The sequence below is a fragment of the Algibacter lectus genome (assembly GCF_004368925.1).
Lineage (GTDB): Bacteria > Bacteroidota > Bacteroidia > Flavobacteriales > Flavobacteriaceae > Algibacter > Algibacter lectus.
In genome coordinates this window covers 176,089-197,937 of record NZ_SORL01000007.1, presented here as the reverse complement: position 1 = coordinate 197,937, position 21,849 = coordinate 176,089, and the positions used below count along the sequence as shown (strand labels likewise).

Below are 21,849 nucleotides of genomic sequence, written 5' to 3'. Positions count from 1 at the left end.
GTCGATGAGTTGCAGATTTCTGTAGATAAATAAATTATGTGCCTTTAGGAAATTATTTATCTTTACCATGTAGCTCTTAGAGATTTAAACCACTTAATGAAAGAAACATCTAATAAATATTTAATAGTAGCCTTACTAGTTGGCCTCGCATTTCATGGCTCTTCTATTTTCTTTACATTAGAAACCACTTACGATGCTTTAATACATTTATTTTTTGCTGATCATTATGCAAACAGTTGGTTTGAGCCTTGGAATTACGAGTGGTATACGGGGTTTACAGTTCAAAGTTATCCGCCGTTAGTACATCAATCCATTGGTTTTTTCTCCTTAATTGGAGGTCTAAAATTTGGTATGTTTACTGTAGCTCTTATTGCTATTGTATTATTTATAACGGGATCTTACCGGTTTTCTCTATTAATCACATCGGATAAAACGGTGGCAGGATATGCTTGTGTTCTAGCCGTTTTCTCGTCTTCTTTTGTAGAAACGTTACACATATTTGGTCAGTTACCTAGTATTATAGGTGTATCAGTATTGATGCATGCCTTACCCGAAATATATTTATGGCTTAAAACGGGTAAACTTTGGTACTTAGTTACCTCGCTATCGCTAATATCGGTAACTGTAACATCTCACCATGTAACACCTATTTTCGGGATGGTCTTCTTCATATTCCCTTTAATTGGTATGGTTATTATGGATGTATCTCGAGAGCAGGTAAACACCATGAAGGAAGTAACCTTTAAGGTTTTTCTAAACAGTTTTTTTAAACTCTTTAAGCGTATTGTAAGTTTCGGTATGCTATCGCTGGTTATTATTATTTTCTGTATTCTGCCTTATTGGATAAACTCTAAAGCAAACCCTATTACGCAAGTCCCTATACCACATGGCTCTCGTGATAATTTCTTGGAAATCACATCTTCTGGTTTGGTTTTCTTTTTGATTCCTTGGGGTACTTTACTTATTGTTTTGCCTTATATATTTTATAGATACTATTCTAAGCGGTATTTATTTTTTGGTTTATCTATAACCATTTGTACCATTTTAGGAACTGGTGGTACCACACCTGTACCGTTAAAGATACTTGGTGAAACGGCATTTAATATTTTAACCTTAGACCGTTTTACGCTGTGGGCTTCCATTATGTCTATCCCTCTGTTTGGTGAATTTGCTTACCGGTTTGTACAAGGTGATTTAAAAGAACTTATTCAAACTAAATTTGGAGCTGTTTATCACAGAATTATTGGCGGTATACTTGCTGGTTTATTTGTGTTTATGGTTATGTTCACCATGAGTTTAGGCTACTTTAGGCCATCGCAACCTCAAAAAATAAAAATGCTTCCTATTGTGAATTTCTTAAACCAAGATGATCACGATAAATGGCGATTTTTAACCCTTGGTTTTGGAGACCAGATGGCTTGGTTAAGTGCACAAACAAATGCCATGACGGTTGATGGGAACTACCACTCTGCAAGACGATTGCCAGAATTAACAACGCGCCCTATAGAACGTTTAGAAAACTCTAAATTTAAAGGTGTTGCCGGTATTGGATCTCTTCAGCAATTTTTAACCACACCAGAAAAATACAATCTAAAATATATATTTTCTAACGATAAATTTTACGACCCCATTCTCTACTATTGTGGCTGGCAACGTTTACGGCAATTAGAAAATGGTATTATGGTTTGGGAGCGTTTAAATATTCCGCCTGTTCCTGCTATTTTACCAAAGGAAGATGTAGCCAAATGGTTAAAAATTCTTTGGGGTATTATGCCTTTTTTAACGGTATTAATTGCTTTTGTAATTAACATACAAATGCTATGGGTTAATGCTTTAAAAACAAAAATTAAAGAAAAACCAGACTTTTTAAAATACCCTACGCGATACATTAAATTCCCCAGAGGTGTATTGTTTATAACGCATATTTGGTCGCTTATATTGGTGTGTGTTGTTGTTTATGGTATCTATTTATTCTACCTTAAAAACGATTCGCAGCGCAGTCCAGAAAATGCTATTATGGCTTATTATGATGCGTTAGATTTTAAAGAATTTGAAACAGCACATGGCTTAATTGACCCTGACAGTAATCTGCCTATAGCACAGTATATGCTAGAAATATCGGTTACCGATGGTTTACTGAGTAGTTATGCCAAAATGGATGCTATAGAAACCGAAGTCACCATGCATAATGATAGCACAGCATCTGCAAAAGTGACTACACAATGGATTACACCATTAGAAAAAATAGAGAAGATTGACTATAAAACCTTGTCTAGCCACAAAGGAAAATGGTTTTTACAACCCGATGATTTAAATTCCGATTTACCTCCAGACCAGCTATATTCTAATAATGTAACTAAATATTTTAACCAAGGTAGAAGGCGCATTACAACAGAGCAAACGCATCATGAAGATATTTTAAAACAACCTGTTTTAGAAGTACTTTCTGCTAAACTTGTAAAATATGATAACCACTATGCTATTATTGGTGAAGTACAAAATATTGATAATGTACCTGCCGATGTTATTTTAAAAGGAACACTCTATAATGATGATAATAAGCAATTAGCAACCTATAATGCCAAATACCATGTAAAGCATAAATTAATGCCAAAGGAATCTAGTAGTTTCCGAATTAATTTTGAAGGCATTGCTTGGTCTAAAACTCAAGATTCTATTCCAGATACTTTTAATCCAGATGAATTTACGCCCGTTGAATTTGAAGAGCAACCAACAAAATTCAATTTACAAGTAGCCGGTAATGTATCAGGATCAGATTTATACAAAAATATTGTTTTAAGTGAATTAAACATTGAAGATGGCGTTATAAACGGAAACTTATTTAATAGCGGCATTCAAGAAATCACAATTCCTCAGTTATTGGTAACCTATTATAATGAAGATAAAAATATGCTTTGGGTAGACCATATGTTTGTAAAAGAAGGCATAAGGCAACAAAGAAAACTTCATTTTGAATACCCGATTCTAAAAAATGGTACGGTTAAAATTATTAATGATGATATGACCAATATTTTTATTAACGGTTTACCAAACGATGCTATTTCAGAGAAAATAGTGCCCAATCGAATTGAAAACCATGCGAATACTCAGTTTCAAAAAATTGAGCATCCCGATTATAGTTATATTAAAATTGAAATGAATACTTATATAGGCAGCCCGAATTAATGCAACTAAAACGTACATATCTATTTATTTTAGGATTGATTTTATTATCATCCTTTACATCTATACACTCAAATACAGCGAGCATAAAACTACTAACCTCACAAACCGATTATATTGTTGGTACCAACGTAGTTTTAGAGTTTTCGACTACCGATGCCGTGCAACCTATGCTGTATTGCTCAAACAGTTATGGCTCTACTTTAATTAGCCCAACATTAGAAAACAAGAAACTCCGTTATCAAATCCCTGCAAATATTTATAAAAAAGTTGGAGTGGTAAATTGGTCGCTAATCTATAAAAGCAACACGCTTTCTGGAGTATTTCACATGGTACCTAAGCCCGAAGTAGCAACAATGGAAACCTATATTGGTCCGCCAAGTATAGAGGCTGGAGGTAAAGATTATACCATGCTCGTTATTATCCCAACAGATTCTTTAGATAATCCCGTTCCGAAGAATACTACTGTAAATGCAAAGCATCAATTTTTAGCCTCAGAAGAAGTCGATAATATTGTTACCAATAACTTAATTGCTTTCAAAAATATTTATTCTAAAAAAGAAAGCGGACGCATGCTCATATCATCGGAGTGTTTAAATATCAATTCCAAAGAATTCACTATTAACGTTATGCCTGCCGTGCCTGTAGATTTTGAAATTTCGGCACACAGACCTCACAATTATGCCGATGGTAACCAAGTGACCACCTTTTCAACCACAATAATAAAAGATAAGCAAGATAACGTTGTAAGCGATGGTACTTTTGTAATATTCTACATCACAAATAAAAGTGGAAACATTTTAAAAACTTCAGGAACAACGCTAGATGGCATTGCTACGGCTAAGATTATTCATCCAGATTATGGCGACAATTGGAGCATTAAAGCCTACGTAGAAGGTATGTCTGAAAGTAACACCATAACCATAGCATACACACAAGTTATTGAAGATTTTATTGTTGAATTTTCTAAAGACGGACGAGACATCAATGTGGGTCCACTCCAAAGTTTTATGCAACAAATGATTCCTGATGGCTTACAAGTAAAACTTCTAGTTTATAAAAACGATATACTTCTTGAAAAATATACCAAAACATCTGTTGATGGATATGCTCATTTTTATCTAAAATCTGATATCTTTAAACCGGACAACTACAATATCAAAATCCAAACCGCTGGATTAGAAAAAACTTTTAATAATACAAAACTATGGTAAGTGTAAGTAAAAACATATTACGCACCATTTTAATAGCCTCATACATTATGCTTGTAGCATTAATAATTTCTGGTGTAAGTGCTTTATTTAGCTACTTAAACACGGGTGCAGATAGAAGTACTATGCTGCATACAGAAATACAAAAAGTAGAACAATATTTACCAAAAGTTACTTGGGCGCCTTTAAACAATGAAGGACGCCCAATAGATTCGCAAAACTTAAGTGCCTTACAAAACAACTATCTCGATGCTTGGTATGTAAAGCAAATAGCCTACAAAACCAATAAACCAGCAGGTATTAAAGATTATTATACCGATAATGCTCGCGAAAATTTATTCAACTTTATAGAACTAAACAAAGCACAAAACATCACCATAGATGCTACAACTTTAGAACACCACCCTACCCTAGAATTTTATAGTGAAGACGGTCAACTTGCTGTAGTTACCGATGATAATGTTGTAGAGTACAAGAGAGTTTTTAAAAACGATACCTTAATTTTAGAAACCACAGAAACATCTACCTATAAAATGGTGTTTTTATTAGAAGATGGTTTTTGGCGTACAAGACATTTAGTTAAAGAAAACACGAAAATCCAGGAATTGGATAACGCTCAAATATCTCTTAATAATTTTAAAATAAAAGGGATTAATTATTATCCGCAAGCTTCCCCATGGAATATGTATGGCGATAAGTTTAATTTAGACACCATTTCTAAAGATTTAAAAATTATAAAAAAAGCGGGTTTAAACACGATACGGATTTTTGTGCCTTATGAAAGTTTTGGCAAAGCAACAGTAGATTACAAAAAACTAGATCGATTAAAGCAAACCCTAGATGTCGCTGAAGCGGAAAAACTAAAAGTTATTGTTACGCTTTTTGATTTTTATGGAGATTACTCTGTGCTAGACTGGACACTAAACCAACGTCATGCAGAAACCATTGTAGCGGCATTAAAAAGCCATGAAGCCTTATTAGCTTGGGATATTAAAAACGAACCTAATTTAGATTTTGAATCTAGAGGAAAGGATATCGTTATTGCTTGGCTAGATAATATGATAAATTTAGTGAAATCTGTTGATAGCGAACACGCTGTAACTGTTGGGTGGAATAATATAGATAGTGCACCCATACTTAAAGATAAACTAGACTTTATATCCTTTCATTATTATGAAAGTTTAGATGTATTGGAAGAAAAATACATCCACTTAAAAACAGAAATACCAATAAAACCAATTGTTTTAGGTGAGTATGGTGTGTCTTCCTACAATGGGTTTTGGAAGCCTTTTGGAGATAACGATGAGGATCAGGCTGTGTTTCATAAAAAAGCACAAGACATATTTAAAAAACATGATATTGCTTTTATATCTTGGACTTTATACGACTTTACAGAAGTACCAAAAGAAGTCGTTGGTAGACTTCCTTGGAGAAAACGAGCTCAGGAGCATTTTGGTTTTATCAACAAAAATGGAGAGACCAAGCCCGCGTTCAGATATATATCCAATAATTAATCAACACTTCGAACGCGCTAATATTAAGCGCGTTTTTCAATTATTTTATTGAATGTATTTAAATAAATTTGAGCGATTTGAGACATTGGGTGTGCCGTTGCCGCTTCGTAATTTGTTTTTCCTAATTCTCGTCTGTAAGTTTCATTGGTAACAATATTTTCAATAGCCGTTGCTAAACTATCAACACATGTTGGATCAAAAAACTCACCACGGTAACCTTCATCTTGCACTAGTAAAGCTAAATCACCTAGATCTGGCATAACCACTGCTTTACCATAACTTCCAGCTTGATGTAAAACTCCAGAACTTCCTGTAGTCGATGTATATGGAAATACAACTACAGCACTATCATTAAATAATTTTGGCACTTCATTTTCTTCAACATAACCTGTAAAACGAACTTGTGGTACATGCTTATAATCTTCTCGTACTTTAGCTAAATAGCCTGGTACGTTAGGGTTATCGGTTCCTGCAATTACAACTTCTAAATCCAAACCTGTAGAGTTTCTAACCTTTTCTACAGCTTCTATCATACCTTCTACCTTTTTGTACGTTCCAAATTTCCCGAAGGTCATAATTTCCATTGGTGAAACAGGTACATTAAAATCTGGAATTTCAGGAATTTCAAAAGTACCGTGAGGTATCAATTTTACATTTTTAGCATTGTATTTGTGCTCTAATATATCAACATATTTTTGCATAGTTACTGCCACAACATCAGCTTGTAAAATCAATCGTGTTAAAGTAGAACCTATAAATCCATATACTTTTTGCATTAATTTACTCTGTGTAAATCCTGCACTTCCTAAATCAACTTCTTCTAAAATATTATGTAATAAAACAATACTTGGTATTTTTTTCATTTTACAAACCAAAGGCAACATTAAGCCTAAAGCTGCGGCAACTTTTTTATCACCAAACTTCATAAACTGTAAATTGAACAATACAGCATCTGGTTTAACATTGCTTATAGCACGAGTAACGCTTGTGATATTACTGTAGCTATTAAATTCCCAACATTCTTTAATTGTAATTTTACATCCATCTTCCATAAAAGCAACATCCTTTGGCTCTTCGGTTTTATCGGTTAACAAAATTAACTCTGTAACCTCTTCTTTTTGTCTAAAATGTTTTACCAAATGGTAAGCATACTCATTTAGAGTGACTTTACTTGGCGGATATGCAGTTACAATTGCTAACTTCATTATATGGGGTATTAAATGATAATTAATATCTACAGTGCAAATTTGGGTAATTATTACTAATTAAAAGGGTTACTGTAGACCGATGGTCGTTTACTGTCGATAAATGGAAACTTACTTAAGATTAAGCGTTTTAGCACTTTTACTAGAATCGTATTTAAAATAGATTAATTGTATCACTAACAGCAGTAACATAGCTACAATTTGCATATACACAACCTGTTCTAAACTATCATGAAAATAGATAACTAATAGCATTTGAAGCATACCAAATACACCAGAAATAACTACAGGCACATACTTATCTAACGATAAATAGTAATAAGCAAAAATATTAGAGATCGCGAACATCGATGTGGCAATAGCATATTTCCATAAAAGAGGAGCCATAGCAATGTAACTATCTCCAAATAGAAGTGTAATTATAGTTTCAGGGAAAGCTAAACAAACCAAAATTATAGTAATAGAAATAGCTGCAATGTAACCCACGTATTTAAATAAAATAGGCGCAGTTTTTTTTCCTTCCTTTTTTAGCTCTACCACAGTTGGTAAAAGCAACATAACAAACATCCAGGCGATGAAATATACAATACGACCAATTAATGCTAAAGATGCATACAAACCGGCTTCGTAAGATTCAAAAAAGTGTTTTACTAAAAGAATATCACTGTTATTTATTATAATTTGAGTCAGCTCGTAAAAGGCCGTAATTATAAAAAAATGACGAATATCTTTTGAATGTGTTTGACTCAATACTAAAGCTTTCTTCGGAAATAAATTTTTATACTTAAAGGGAAATAAGCCAAACACAAACGATGCCAAGATCCCGACAGCAATAACCACAGAAGATTTTATATCGAATAATAATATTAAACCCAGTGTAATAACTAGACGGCTTAACATTTCGGTTTGATAAGTTATCGATAGGTTTTTAAATGATTTTTTTCCCTGAAACACGCCTCGGTTTACACTCATTAAAAAATATAAAGGCACTCCAAAACCAAATACAACAAACATATTTGAAGATGATGTATTAAATACATTTTGTAACGCTCCGGCAAATATTATAATAAGGGCACCAAATGCAAGGCCAACGGCTAGTGCGTTTTTATAAACTTTAGAAATAAAACTCTGAAAAATATCATTTTCGAATAATACCGAGAATTTAGCCGTTACTAACTGAAACGTCATGGCGGCAAAACTTAAAACTAATAAAAAGGTTATAAGTACAGCGGCATCAGCAAATTGAGCAGGACCTAAAATACGACCTAAAATTAAGTTATATAAATAGTTACCTCCGTTTACGGCTAAAACACTAAGCATAAATAATTGCTCAGGTTTTATTTTTTTTTCTTTAATTTGGGAAAAGAACTGCATTGGTTTGGGGTTTTAAATGATTAATTCTTTAGTAGAATAATTTATTTCCAGTGCAAAAATCAGCGAAGAATCAACAGAAGGCGCTTAAATTTCGTTCAGTGACGGTTTGCTATAGATGAATGATTGCATACTATTGATTAACTTGCAACAAGATAATAAAAATATAATTATGCCTTTAAATTTTCGCCTTTTATTCGTTTTGCTACTTACAAGTATTTTTGCCTTTTCGCAAGATATGCAAACGGGGTTTACTTACTTAGAAACAGGAAAGTATGCTAAAGCAGAAACGTTTTTCGAAACTGTTTTAAAAGATTACCCAAACAATAAAACCGCTAAATTGTGCTATGGGCGTGCTATAGGATTACTAGGTGAATCTGGCAAAGCTGTTAACATTTTTACAGGATTATTGAGCAAATATCCTGACGATTTTGAAATAAAATTAAACTATGCCGAGTCTTTACTTTGGGATAAAAATTATCCTGATGCCAAATCTTACTACGAAATTTTAATAAAAGAAGATTCTAAATCTTTCGCTGCCCTATTAGGTTATGCCAATACGCTATCCAACCTTAAATTATATGCCGATGCTTTAATCTATGTGAATAAATCGCTCGAAGTTTTGCCAGGAAACCCAAATGCTCTAACCTCTAAAAAATATATTTATTTAGGCTATGCTTACCAAAAACAACAGCAACAAGATTATGATGGTGCCGAAGAATTATTAAAAAAGAACTTAACGCTTTTTGAAGGAGATAAAGACACCTTACTTAATTTGGCTAATCTTTATTTAATTTCCGGAAAATTCGACGAAGCCGAAAATACATATAAAACGATAGCTGAGAATCCAGACAATAAAACCATTGCATTAAACGGCATCGCTTTAGCGAAACACTTAAAAGGAAAAGAAAAAGATGCGCTTAATGTAAGTACAGAAGCTTATAGTTCTATTCCGCAATTAACAGATGAATCACTGATACAACAAACTCAAGTTCGATATATTCAGGCTTTAATTTGGAATAAAAAATATAAGGAAGCTAAAGTTTTAATTGATGATTTAATTGAAAAGCACCCTAACGAAAACTGGATTTTAGCATTACGTGCAACTTTAAACATTTACAAAAGTAACTTTAAAGATAGTGTTGTAGATTACAACAGTATCTTAGAAAATGAAGAAAGTTCTTTTGATGGTAATTTAGGTAAAGCAAACGCTTTAAAAGCTATTGGAAAATATGATGGCGCCTATAAATCTGCCGAAAACACCTTAACATTTTACGATAAACAAAAAGATGCCTCTAATTTTATAAAAACACTAAATACAACCTTCACTCCTTTTTGGGAAACTAAAGCATCTTATTCTTTTGATAATGGTGACAACAAAGCCTTTTCAGTTAATACCAATATAGAGTTTCCAACGTCTACAAAATTTAAGTGGTTGGCAAGCTACTCGTATAGAACAACAAGTAATAAGGTTACGGATAACGATGCCACATCTAACGATTTTTCATTAGGACTATCTTACCAGTTACTACCTAACATCACTTTTAAAGGAACCGCCGGAGTGACTTCCGCGAAAGCGAACACAAGCGACTACACACAATTAGTGAGTGATATTTCTTTAAATATAAAACCTTTTAAACTTCAGGTTTTAGATATTGGTTTTAAAAGTGAAATACAAAGTTTTAATGCTGAATTATTAGATAGAGAAATTGTAATGAATAACCTCTATGCCAATTACAACTTAAGTACAAATTTTAACTTAGGATGGTTTACTCAGTATTTCTACACATGGCAAAATGATGACAATGCTAGAAATTTACTTTTCACATCTTTATACTATAACATATTAAGCAAACCAGCCTTAAAAGCAGGCTTAAACTACCAATACATTACTTTTAAAAACCAAGTACCAACTATATATTTTAGCCCTGAAACATTTAACGCTGCTGAGGTTTTTGTAAACATTATAAAAGATGAAAGCATTACTAAGCCAAAAGCCTGGTTTTATGAGCTTACCGCAGCAACAGGTTTACAATATATTGAAGATGGTAGTAGCCAAAGTACTTACCGCATACAAGGAAAATTAGGTTATAAGTTTACAGAACGTGCCTTATTAAACTTCTATGGTACACGAAGTAATATTGCATCGGCAACAGCTGCTGGTTTTACGTTTAACGAAGTTGGTTTGCGTTTTAAATGGTTACTTTTCGATACACCTATTTTTAGAGAATAGATCAAAACTTATTATATATTTTAGATATTTCTATAATATAATTACTGAAATATTTTCCACTAAAAAAAGCTCCAATGTATTGGAGCTTTTTGCTTTTCTATAAGTATCGAAATCAATGATATGTTTTTGTTTTATAATGAAAACACAAGGCCTAAACCTCTCTTCTGTTCTTATAAATTGTTGTACTTAGCCTACTCTACTTAAACGCTTTAACACTACTAAGAGTAACGCTTGGCTTAAGTACTTACGCTTCAAGATTACTTATTAAATTGCAATACAGCCTCAGCATATCAATTAAAAAATTAGAATAGCTCAACTGCTTATGTTTTAAATGAAACTGTCTGGTTATATTAACATGAAGATAGATTTTAAACTACTTTCTTTATCTTCCTATTCAAAAGGAAATTAAAGCCACAATCTTAACCATATTTAAATGAGTATTTAATCTATTCAAGATGCTATTAATTTAATTATATCAATGTAGTTTTAATTATATCCCAGAAAGAGATATTTAGACGCTCATATTTCATATTAAAAGGAATAATAATAATATAGTATTCTATATAAAGCCTTCAACTAAAAAACAAGTTAAACTGATTAACAAAAAAATCACAATAAACGAATACTATTCAATTAATTAAACAAAAAAACAGGAACAGATTCCCTAAATATTTAAACAAAAAAATGGCAAAAGACTCGCGCCTTTCGCCATACTACAAGAGTAATGTGCTATTAATTATTCTAGGAGTAGTTTTGTTGTTTTGTAAAGAGATACACTACTTTTTATTTTACAGAAATAAATACCACTGCTTAAATCTCCTCTATTAAGTTCAATTTCATTTACACCAGGTGTTGTACTAAAAGCTATTTTATTAACTAGGCTACCAAGTTGATTATAAACTAAAAGTTCAACATCTTCAGCTTGATTTGCTGTAAATTGTATGCTTGTTTTAGATGTCATTGGGTTAGGCGTTGCCATAGTTGCTAATCCATCTTCCTCACTTATTGTTGATACAGATAAGGTTCCTGCTTTTGCAAAACGTAATTGTTCTAATGTCATTTCTTTTGATACTGTTTCACCATTTTCAGCAAGCATTGTAAATACTATAGATGTTACATCGTTAGCATTTAATGGCTCTCCATTAGTAGATTCGAACTCAGCAAATGGTAAAATAAAACTAGACATAGTGTTTGTTAAATTAACCGATGCTTTATACTGTGTTTCCCAGTTGTCAACACTTTCTTTTACTAATCTTACAATAAGAGTTCCTGTACCTTTAGCTTCAAATTTAAAGCTGTTATAACTTGATAAATCAATTGGGTTGAACTTAGGTGTTAAAGCTCTGTAAGCTGCAATATACTCGCTAGTATTAGCCTTTAAAGTAATGTTACGTTCTATATTAAAGTCTTCATCATTTAAGTCTTCAGTGTTTGTCGCTACAGTATATTCTGTAACCTCTGTACTTGTTGCCGCATCATCATATCCCCAAGGCCCATCAGACATGAATAAGTCGTCCGGAGTTTGTATACCATCACCAATTCTAAACCCGATATCAAATAAGCTTCCAGCATCAACTTCAATATTAGAAATATAATCTCCACTTAAATCAATATTAGTAGAAACATACTCTACATCGTGTGTTTCTGTAGATCTTACACCACCATCAAAAACAACACCTTCACTTCTATTTGTATTTACAATTTGTAGATTTAATCTACCATTGCTATAATGCCCTGTTCTAACAAACACCGTTGGTGGCGTTGAGTTATTGTAGCTATCTATTGGTTTTTGAACTTCTAAAAGACTTACAACTTCTTCTCCTAATTTTAATAAGTCATCCAAAGAATTAGACCAAATTTGAAAATTATAAAAGCCTACGTTATCTTCATATTTATCTAAATTCCAATGACTTTCTATTCCGAAATTTTGATTGTTATTGATTGATTTAGCCGAAAGACTTAAAACAAACTCTACAGTACCTTCTAGAGTTCTAATTAAAGATTTGATAAACTGTTGTTCGTTAATTTCAATAGTTGAAACAGAAATTAATTGTGCACCTAATAAACGATCACAAATATATTTTGTGTGCTCATAAACACCATCTTCCGTTTTTAATAATAAAATTGAAGCTACAGATTCGTTATTTCTAATATAATCTACCGAATAAACCTCGGTTGCATTTGTAATTCCTATTAAATCTGTTGGAGACGATTCAATCACGCTATCTTCGTTAATCGCTTCTAAAGGCATTAAATCTGATAGTTGAAAAGATCCGTTTTTCGTAGCTGTAGATCTTCCGTAGTTTTTAGACTTCGTTAAACGCTTTGCAGATGTTTGATTAAATTTATAACTACTTTTTGCTCTATTAAAATTACGTTTACTTATTTGTTGAGATAATCTATTGTTACTTTCCAAACCTCCGTCGTTACCACTAGACGTAGATGATACTTGTAAAACTGGACAACCTGTGTAACCTGAGCAAGATGGATCTTCACAATCAATTAACCCATCACCATCATCATCAATACCATTATCGCAAATTTCTTGAGCCACAGGAGCAGTAGGACAACGTGCACCATCGTTACTTGCACTTGATGGTCCAAAAGCAAATAAATTAGAATCCATTGTAGATTCTGAAGTTAAATTTTGAACACTTTGAATAACATAAATAGTTCCTGTTTGATTTGCTGATACGTAAAAACGTCCATCAGCATCAAAATAGACAGCACCATAAGTATAATTTAATCCTGCTAAAATTGGAACTTCTCCTAAACTTTGCACAGCACTAGTTACCGGATCAATTCTGTATAAAATATTGGTTCCTTTTTCTAAAGCATATAAATTACCATCTACAGCATTAAAAGCCCAATCGTGAATACTAATATTCTGAGATAACGTTTCTGTAGATAAATATTTTGAGTAATTATCAGATTCTGGATTTAAATCCACTTTGTAATAAGTGCTTCCTCCACCCTTCAAAAAATAAATACCATCTGGATTAACATCTCCAATATACTTGTTTTTAGTATCAAATTCTGGAATGTTAAAGGATGTTGTTTTAAAATCTTTTCCTATTCTAACAATAGTTTGAGCAGGTGTACTTACATACCCCCAAATATAACCATCTGCAGGATTGTAGGCTGCTGCATTAATATTTCCTGGAGTAACATCTTCTACTGCAAGAAATGAATTTCCCGAAGCTAAATCAATAGCATAAACATCGTTATACTGAAAAAGATATGCGCTATAATCACAATTAAATGGAGTATTTTGTGAAGAACTTATTAAACTAAATAATAGTGCAGTAAGTACTACTATTTTGTTTTTTAAGGTAGGTAATTTTGTTGTCATGGTTTGGGGTTCTATGATACTGTAAATTTACTCTAGAAATACGTTTAAAATTTTATTTTTCGCTTAGTTCAATTTTGGTGTAGACGAATGGTAGATTAATGTCGTTGAACCGTTTATGCTATTATCTTTTTACAAAAATATTAGTAAAATAACTTCTTCCATTTTCATCTTGTTGTGATGAAATTCCCATATCGGTAAAATTTGGATTTTCTAGGTTTTTTCTATGCTCTTCGCTCTTCAACCAAGCCTTAACTAAAGTTTTTGCCGTACTAAAACCATACCCTACATTTTCCGAAACTGCTATAGCATTAGCCTCCTTTTTTAGATTCTCAGAACGTACGTAAAAAAAATCGTGACTTGGAGTTCCTTTTTTAACCATGTACGTATTGTGAGAAATGGCTTCCTTTGAGGCTCTGTTTAAAATATTAAGTTCGGTTAATCCTTTAGAAATTCTGTGCTCATTAATTAACTCTGCAATATCATAATCCATTTGAGTATACTCTACATTAATGGTTTCTGAATTATATTCTTCTGGTGTGTTAATATCCTCTTCTACAGAACAAGACGTTAAAAAAGTTGATAATAAAACTGCGGTTATAAGTAATAATTTTTTCATCGTGATTGGATTAATTTGATGACAAAATTATAAGGAAAGACAGTTGAATTTTATGTTTTTCGATTAGCTTAATTTGAAGTGTCGACGAATGGTAAATTTTAAAAGACGAATACTTTCAACTACATTTCAACGATAATAAGCAGATAAAAACGCTGTAATACACAATTTACTCTATTTTATTGGAAAGGCAAACTACATCAACAAACACTTAACACGTTAAAAACAAGACAATTAAAATAAATTCAATTCTCAAAAGAAATCTAGATTAGTTGAGTAATTTAGAGAAATAACAATGTTTTAATCATTATTATCAGATATTTATAAAAACAATTAAGAAGGATGAAAAAATCAGTAGATATTACTTTTGCGATATAAACTATTATATATCAACGATAATATTTATTTAAATGGTTGTTGCAAATAGTTTTACTACATTACAATTCCTATTAATATTCTATAAATTTAGACTGAATTATTTTTAAAATAAGGCTTCATTTTATAAGTTTTTCAATAATAAAGACACAAAAATAAACACTTCTAAAATTACCCAAAAAACAAATTAAAGCAAGTTTAAACGCTTCATAAGTTCTGGTCTATTAGAGCGACTTACAGGAATAACATCCTTTTTTATAAGTACACTATTATCTTCAATATCAATAATTTTTTTGATATTTATAATGTAAGACCGGTGTACTTTCAAAAACAAATCATCTGGTAATTTATCTTCAATTTTCTTTAATGTCGAATGTACTGTATAGTTTTTATCTTCTGTTTTTACTTGAATATAATCGCCTTTGGCTTCAACCAAATAAATGCTTGGAATATCAATTTTTATTAAACGTCTATCAATATTTACATAGAGGTGATTGCCAGAGGTTGTTTCAGTTTTATCCGTGTTAGAGTCCGTTTTAACAGGAGTAACTTGCTTTGCCTCCGCTTTTAAAATAGCTTTATCAAAGCGTTCTTGCGACACAGGTTTTACCAAATAATCTACAATACAATCATACTCAAAGGCTTGAATTGCAAAATTTGGATCTGATGTCGTTAAAATTATTTTTGGTGGATTTTTTAAGGTATCAATAAAATCGAAACCTGTAAAATCTGGCATGTGTATATCTAAGAAAATTAAATCTACTTCATTTTGATTTAAATATTTTATGGCTTGCATGGCATTAGGGAAAGCTTCTAATACATTAAGACTTGGCACATTGGAGCATAGTTGAGAAATAATTACTCTAGCTGTGGCTTCGTCGTCAATAACAATACAATTCATAAATAATATTTAGAGGTCTTCAAGATATATAGTTATGGCATTTAAAATAGCTTCAAACTCCTCTTTTTGGTCGATTGAACCTTCCAATAAATTGGTTTCGTAAGCTACAGCAACATCATAACTCTTTTCAAGGCCTAAAATACTAATTTTATGTTTAAGTTTATGCACATTATCTGCAGCTAATTTAAAATTTTTAGCATTATAGTTATCAAAGTACACTTGCTTCTCTTCTGGGTACTCTTTTTTAATAATATCTATTAGTTTTTGCTTGAAGGCTTCGTCTCCTCCAGATAAACTATCAATGTAAGTTTGGTTCGGCTGTTCCATTTGGTGATTTTTTTAAAGTGAAATAAAAAGTGGTTCCAATATCAACTTGAGATTCTAACCAAATTTTCCCACCGTATAATTCTACTATTTTTTTTACAATAGATAATCCAATTCCCGAAGATTCAGGATTATTTTCTAACTTAATAAAGGTTTTAAAAATTTTATTAAAGTAGGTTTCTTCAATTCCTTTCCCGTTGTCTTTTATATGAAATTGCCAATATTCTCCGGCATCTTCTACTCCTACTTCAACTGTTCCTTGAGCTTTATCGTTATATTTAATTGCGTTACCTATTAGGTTTTGAAACAATTGCTGTAACCTATATTTATCACCTTTAAGAATAGGTAAATTAGCTTTAGATATGCTAATATGTTCTGGGACTTGAATTGTTTTTATAATATCGTCTATAAGTTTATCTACATCAACATCATAAACATCAATTTGATTTTTACCTATGGTAGAATACTCTAAAATACCCGTAATTAAGGTATCCATTTTTTCTACATTCGACCTAATAAGATCCAATGTTTTCTTACCATTTTCATCAATAGAACCAACGTAGTCTTCTCTTAACCAAGTTGTTAAAGTTTCAATACTACGCAGAGGAGATTTTAAATCGTGAGATACCATATGGGCATAATCACTAAGTTCTTGGTTTTGATGAGCCAACTCTGTCAAAAGCGATTGCTTTTGTTTATTCATTTCGATAATCTCTTTAGTTTGATTATCAATAAAATCGACAAGCTTAGGTCCAGATAACTCTGCGTTTTCAGGCTTTTCATCTTCCTTAAGATTATAAAATTTTAAAGTATCGATTACATTTTTAAGTTTATCGATAACTTCTTTTTGCTCATTAGCCTCTTTTTGTAATTTTCGATTTGCGGAATATAATTCATCCGAGCTTATAGACATCGCCCTTTGAATCATACTAGATTGTTCGTCAAAATTATTGTAGGATAGATCTACCGCGTTGAGAAACTCAGATAAATCTTCATTGTTTTTTAATTCTTCACTTAAAAATTTACGTATTTGTCTTTTCAGTAATGAATTCATTATTTATTCGCTTATAAGCGTTATCGTCATAGTTTGATTATGTAATTGGCATGCTACTTCACCGTGAAAAGGTGCAATTTCTCCATAGGAATAAAAACCACTAATAACGGCATCGCTACCAATAACCTCTATAACTTCTTCTATTTCCTCTTCAACACGTTGATCTAAAACCAATTTTCTACCAATACAACTTACAAGTATAGCAAGTTGTGGTTTGTTTTTCCTGTATTCCAAAGCTTGCCTAGCAGCACGTTCTGATGCATTTGCAATATTATCAACATTAGTCATCATCAGTTGTACTTTAGCATTTTCTTCAATATCTCCAGCTAAAATTACAGCATGCTTTTCTTCATCAATATTTAAAATAGAACGCACAATAGATTGCTTCTCATCTTCACTTTTTACATTAAAAGGATATAATAATGCAGCACCTGGTAGGTCTTTTGCTTTTTCACCCAAATAATTTTTATACAAATCTAAAGCTGGTAAACCATCAAGTTCATAAAGAATATTACCCTCAGATTTTGTTACAATACGCTCTGGTCCAAAAGGTGTCCACCCGCCGTGAATAGAAAAAGATACTTCTAAAGTTTCTCCATAAAAACCAACAGCAACTAACTCGCCTTCTTTAGGGTTTTCGTTATAAGATGCTAATGTTTTTTCAAAACGCGCATCGTCACCACATAAACCTCCAGTAATAATTAAATTATCATCTGTAGAAGCACTCATACCTTGAGTAAGCTGGCTACCGTTAATAAAACTACCTTCCGAGACTACAAACACATATTTTAAACCTTCTTGTGGTAATTGATTAATTAGATCTTTTCCGGTTTTATAACTGTCTAAATCTGCATTTAAAACGTTGCTTGTTTTAATTACAAAGTTACTTTTTTCAAACTCTATAGCCGTAACCGTAATACTATCATCGTTTACAGTATTAGATGAAATTTCTGCACAAGATGAAGCAAAAATAATATGTCCGTCGGGAAATTGCGCTCTAAGCTCTTCGTAAATAGTACCGTTTTCTAATAGATATCGATTTCCAAAAACAAGAACTAAAGGTTCCTTTAATTCTTGTTTTTCGATTACGTATTCCCAATCTTTATCTTTATGTTTTACTAATTGTACTGTTTTCATGGCTATTTTTTTAATGTGAAATAAAAAGTGGTTCCCATATTAGGCTCGCTATCTAACCAGATTTCACCTTCATGTAAATCGACGATTTTTTTAACAATCGATAATCCGATACCAGACGAATCTTTGCTTTTCTTTAAAGAATGGAATATTTTAAATATTTTATCATGATATTTTTTATCAATACCAATACCATTATCTTTTATTGAAAATTTATAATGACTTTTCAAATCGTCGAAATCTACTATAATACTACCTTCTTCTTTATCTATAAACTTAACCGAATTACTAATTAAATTTTGAAAAAGTTGCTGTAGTTTAGTTCGGTCGCCCTGTATTTTTGGCAAGGGCTTTTGTATTTTAATTTTGATATGTTCTGGAACATATAATATAGTAACGAGCCCATTTAACATATCGTCTAAATCGACCTCTATTTTCTCTGCAATATCCGATCCAACACTCGAGTAATTTAAAACATCGGTAATTAATTGCTCCATTTTCTCTAAAGTGGTTTCAATAAGTGCAAAATTTTGCATACTCATGTCATCCAACTTATCTTTATTATCTTCTTTTAGCCAACTTACCAAGGCATCAATACTTCGTAAAGGTGATTTTAAATCATGAGAAACAATGTGTGCATACTCTTGTAACTCATCGTTACTTTTTTCTAATTTTTCAAGAAGTTTTTCTTTTTGAAGCTCTAAATTTTTAATTTCGGTAATATCTAAATGTATTCCAATAGATCCTATAACTTTACCTTCTATATCGTAATTGGGTGCTCCACTTATTAACCAATAGCGAATATCTCCCGCTTTGTTTTTAGCTTTAAGCTCGTAAGAACTAGATTGTCCTTTTTTACGTTTTTCATTTTCTGCTTCAATTATTTGTCGAACATCTTCGGCGGCAAAAAACACACCTGCATTTTCACCTTTTACCTCTTCTTCTGTATAACCAGACATATCAGTAAAACTCTGGTTAATCATTAAAATCTCGTCGTTGTTATTGACCTCAACAAGACCTAAATTCATGTTAGCAATAATGTTATAATATTTTTGCTTTTGAGCTTCTAAACTATCTCTATAAGTCCTTTTTAAAGTAATATCTGTAAAAGTCCATAAGTAACCTTTATACTCATTTCCTGTTATAATAGGCATATAACTCCGCTCTATTATTTTTCCATCTACCATTTCGAGCTCATCGCCAATAACATTTTCTTTGGCCGCATCAATTTCTTGCATTCTTTGAATAAATGCCTCAGGCTCTTTAAATAAAACTTTATTTCGTTCTGCCGCAGCTTTACAGTCCATACCAACTAAATCTGCTGGGTTTGCATCTATACCAAAAAGCTCACAAAATTTATTATTTGTGAGTACTATATTTCTATCTTCATCCTCTAGAATGATACCACTATCTAAATTTATTATAAGTGTAGATAGCCTATCTTCTGATTCTATTAATTTTTCTGCCGATCTTTTTTGATCGCTAATATCTCTAACAATACCTTGAGCGGCAACTGGTTTTTTATCTTTATCAAAAATAATACTGGCATTAATATGCACCCATTTTACCTCTTTAGATTTAGTGTAAACACGTGCTTCGTAATCTTTAAAAAAACCATTAGTTGTTAACTCTATAAAAGAATTTATAGCATACTCGTAGTCTTCTTTATAGATTAGGTTATTAACGTTTACTTCTTCCTTATCAATATCGTAACCAAATAATTTTGTGGCAGCTTCGTTAAATTTTATAACGTTACCATTAATATCCATTACAACATAAGCATCAATAATGTTTTCAAAAACACCTTGAAGTTGTGAAGATTTTTCGTCTAGTAAATTTTTTAATTTTTGGGTAGTAAAGAAAAGTTCTCTCGATTTTTCTTCAAGTATAGATTCAGCAGCTTTTCTTGCTGCTTTTTCTCTTTTTAGGGCGCGTTGTAATATTTCAGCCTGATCCTGACTCATTAATTTCTTTGAATAAAAAATCTAACTTCTGTTCCGTCCTCTTTTATTTTTTCTAAATCTATTTTAGCTGTTGAATTAAAATGCTCAAATGTTTTGTTCATTAATCCTAAACCAAAATGGTGCATAGCACGACTTGATTTATAAATAAGTACCAATGAATCTTCGGTTTTATCTAACACCTCGAAAGTAGGTAACTCGGCATCTGGATAAATTTTTCTAACCTCAACATGAATATGGTTTTCTATTGAAGAAATCATTTCTATAGGGTCTTTGTATGTTGCTAAAAGCCCTGGGTAACTTTTCTCTATTACACTAAAAAAGTGTTCTGCATAAACTAGCAGTAAATTATCTATAGATATACCTGTGTTTTCACTTAAATGCTCTAATAACTGCAGCATTTCGGAGAAACTATATGTGCCCACAGCTGTGTAAACGCCATCGGACTTTAAAGTTGAAGCGGTTATAATTCTATCGACCATTTCTAGTCCAAACTTATCTTCAACTAAATCTAAAAATTCAGTAAAAACAATACCTTTCATTTATATTTGTTTTAATTCATTAATACTCCAATACGCTAAAAGCTTTTCCATTTTAGAAACGTAATCTTCATATTTCAAAGGTTTTAAAACATAGCCAGCAATTCCAATTTTGTAACACTCCAATAAATCTTTTTGATTTTGTGAGGTTGTTAAAATTATAGTTGGAATATATTTCAACACATCATCCGACTTAAGAATGTTTAAAAACTCGATGCCATTAATTTTCGGCATATTCAAATCTAACAAAATTATGTCAGGTAATTCGTCTTTTTTCTCTAAAATTTTTAGAGCTTCTTCACCGTTATTAGCTTCTATAATTTTGTGATCTAATTTAAGAGATGAGATTGTTCTTTGGAACTTCATCACTTCAATCATGTCGTCTTCTATTAATAATATGTTGAGAGTTTTCATGGGTATTATATTTTTTTTACTTTGAATTTGATGTAAAAATAGTTCTAAACAACGGTTTTAAAATTGTAATTCGCCTAATTGAATTTTAATGGCGCTGAATAGCTCTTTAGTGTCGATGAATGGTTTTTGATAAATTAAAGATGTTATCTAATTTTTAAAAAAAACTTCGATAAGCCCCTAAAACACTGTAAGTCTTTTAAACTGATACCGTTTTAATGTAAGTATTATCTTTAAACACAGATTACCTTGCTAGAACAGGTTTTGTACTTAGGTATTACAAAATGAAAACGTTGGAATTTAAAATAATGATAACGGATAGTTTAGCCCTGATAGCAGCGGCATCCTTTTTTGAATGTATTGATGCACCTGCTATTTACTAAAAGAATTTGCTTTAAAAAATGAACAATAAGCTCGAGGTTGGTCTACAAAAAAGATATAGCGAATAGCAGGTAATAGCTTCTAAAA

15 protein-coding genes are annotated in these 21,849 nt (G+C 31.7%); 4 read left to right on the top strand and 11 right to left on the bottom strand.

The features are described from left to right. Window positions 1-96: 96 nt before the first annotated feature. From DFQ06_RS01845 to DFQ06_RS01835, 3 genes are read left to right on the top strand one after another with little or no spacing between them, the layout of a single operon-like run. Window positions 97-3,186, top strand: coding sequence for a hypothetical protein (locus DFQ06_RS01845; protein WP_133965696.1), 3,090 nt, complete (start codon window positions 97-99; stop codon window positions 3,184-3,186). Next, entirely contained in the window at window positions 3,186-4,397 is a 1,212-nt protein-coding gene (locus DFQ06_RS01840) for a hypothetical protein (protein WP_052415277.1), read from the top strand. The genes DFQ06_RS01845 and DFQ06_RS01840 overlap by 1 nt, the downstream gene beginning before the upstream one ends. Continuing rightward, window positions 4,391-5,908 (top strand): glycoside hydrolase family 2 TIM barrel-domain containing protein, encoded by a 1,518-nt coding sequence (locus DFQ06_RS01835; RefSeq protein ID WP_133965694.1) that lies wholly within the window; start codon window positions 4,391-4,393, stop codon window positions 5,906-5,908. Before DFQ06_RS01840 ends, DFQ06_RS01835 begins: the two co-directional genes overlap by 7 nt. 23 nt (window positions 5,909-5,931) lie before the next feature. Here the strand turns inward: DFQ06_RS01835 and DFQ06_RS01830 are convergent, their stop codons facing one another. Then, window positions 5,932-7,113 (bottom strand): glycosyltransferase, encoded by a 1,182-nt coding sequence (locus DFQ06_RS01830; RefSeq protein ID WP_133965692.1) that lies wholly within the window; start codon window positions 7,111-7,113, stop codon window positions 5,932-5,934. Between the two features lie 111 nt (window positions 7,114-7,224). Then, the gene (locus DFQ06_RS01825; RefSeq protein WP_074936245.1) at window positions 7,225-8,487 is read right to left on the bottom strand and encodes an oligosaccharide flippase family protein; all 1,263 of its coding nucleotides are present in this window, start codon (window positions 8,485-8,487) and stop codon (window positions 7,225-7,227) included. A gap of 169 nt (window positions 8,488-8,656) precedes the next feature. On the opposite strand from DFQ06_RS01825, the gene DFQ06_RS01820 reads away from it, so the two are divergent. Further along, complete coding sequence (locus tag DFQ06_RS01820; RefSeq protein WP_133965690.1) at window positions 8,657-10,717, top strand: tetratricopeptide repeat protein; 2,061 nt, start codon at window positions 8,657-8,659, stop codon at window positions 10,715-10,717. Between the two features lie 736 nt (window positions 10,718-11,453). Here DFQ06_RS01820 and DFQ06_RS01815 read toward each other — a convergent pair. From DFQ06_RS01815 to DFQ06_RS01775, 9 genes are all read right to left on the bottom strand, one after another. Next, window positions 11,454-14,069, bottom strand: coding sequence for a DUF6923 family protein (locus DFQ06_RS01815; RefSeq protein WP_133965688.1), 2,616 nt, complete (start codon window positions 14,067-14,069; stop codon window positions 11,454-11,456). A 121-nt stretch (window positions 14,070-14,190) separates the two neighbouring features. Then, window positions 14,191-14,685 carry a CAP domain-containing protein gene (locus DFQ06_RS01810; RefSeq protein WP_133965686.1) on the bottom strand — a complete coding sequence of 165 codons (495 nt, stop codon included), beginning with the start codon at window positions 14,683-14,685 and terminating at the stop codon, window positions 14,191-14,193. 559 nt (window positions 14,686-15,244) lie between these two features. Continuing rightward, window positions 15,245-15,958, bottom strand: a complete 714-nt coding sequence (locus tag DFQ06_RS01805) for a LytR/AlgR family response regulator transcription factor (protein ID WP_133965684.1) — start codon at window positions 15,956-15,958, stop codon at window positions 15,245-15,247. 9 nt (window positions 15,959-15,967) lie between these two features. Continuing rightward, window positions 15,968-16,285, bottom strand: a complete 318-nt coding sequence (locus DFQ06_RS01800; protein ID WP_042494836.1) for a hypothetical protein — start codon at window positions 16,283-16,285, stop codon at window positions 15,968-15,970. Next, window positions 16,257-17,336 carry a sensor histidine kinase gene (locus DFQ06_RS01795; RefSeq protein ID WP_133965682.1) on the bottom strand — a complete coding sequence of 360 codons (1,080 nt, stop codon included), beginning with the start codon at window positions 17,334-17,336 and terminating at the stop codon, window positions 16,257-16,259. Before DFQ06_RS01795 ends, DFQ06_RS01800 begins: the two co-directional genes overlap by 29 nt. A gap of 3 nt (window positions 17,337-17,339) precedes the next feature. Next, window positions 17,340-18,473 carry an FIST signal transduction protein gene (locus DFQ06_RS01790; RefSeq protein WP_133965680.1) on the bottom strand — a complete coding sequence of 378 codons (1,134 nt, stop codon included), beginning with the start codon at window positions 18,471-18,473 and terminating at the stop codon, window positions 17,340-17,342. Window positions 18,474-18,475: 2 nt separating this feature from the next. After that, window positions 18,476-20,434 (bottom strand): PAS domain-containing sensor histidine kinase, encoded by a 1,959-nt coding sequence (locus DFQ06_RS01785; RefSeq protein ID WP_074936254.1) that lies wholly within the window; start codon window positions 20,432-20,434, stop codon window positions 18,476-18,478. Next, window positions 20,434-20,973 carry a heme NO-binding domain-containing protein gene (locus DFQ06_RS01780; RefSeq protein WP_042494834.1) on the bottom strand — a complete coding sequence of 180 codons (540 nt, stop codon included), beginning with the start codon at window positions 20,971-20,973 and terminating at the stop codon, window positions 20,434-20,436. Before DFQ06_RS01780 ends, DFQ06_RS01785 begins: the two co-directional genes overlap by 1 nt. Further along, entirely contained in the window at window positions 20,974-21,384 is a 411-nt protein-coding gene (locus tag DFQ06_RS01775; RefSeq protein ID WP_042494833.1) for a response regulator, read from the bottom strand. Window positions 21,385-21,849: the final 465 nt, after the last annotated feature.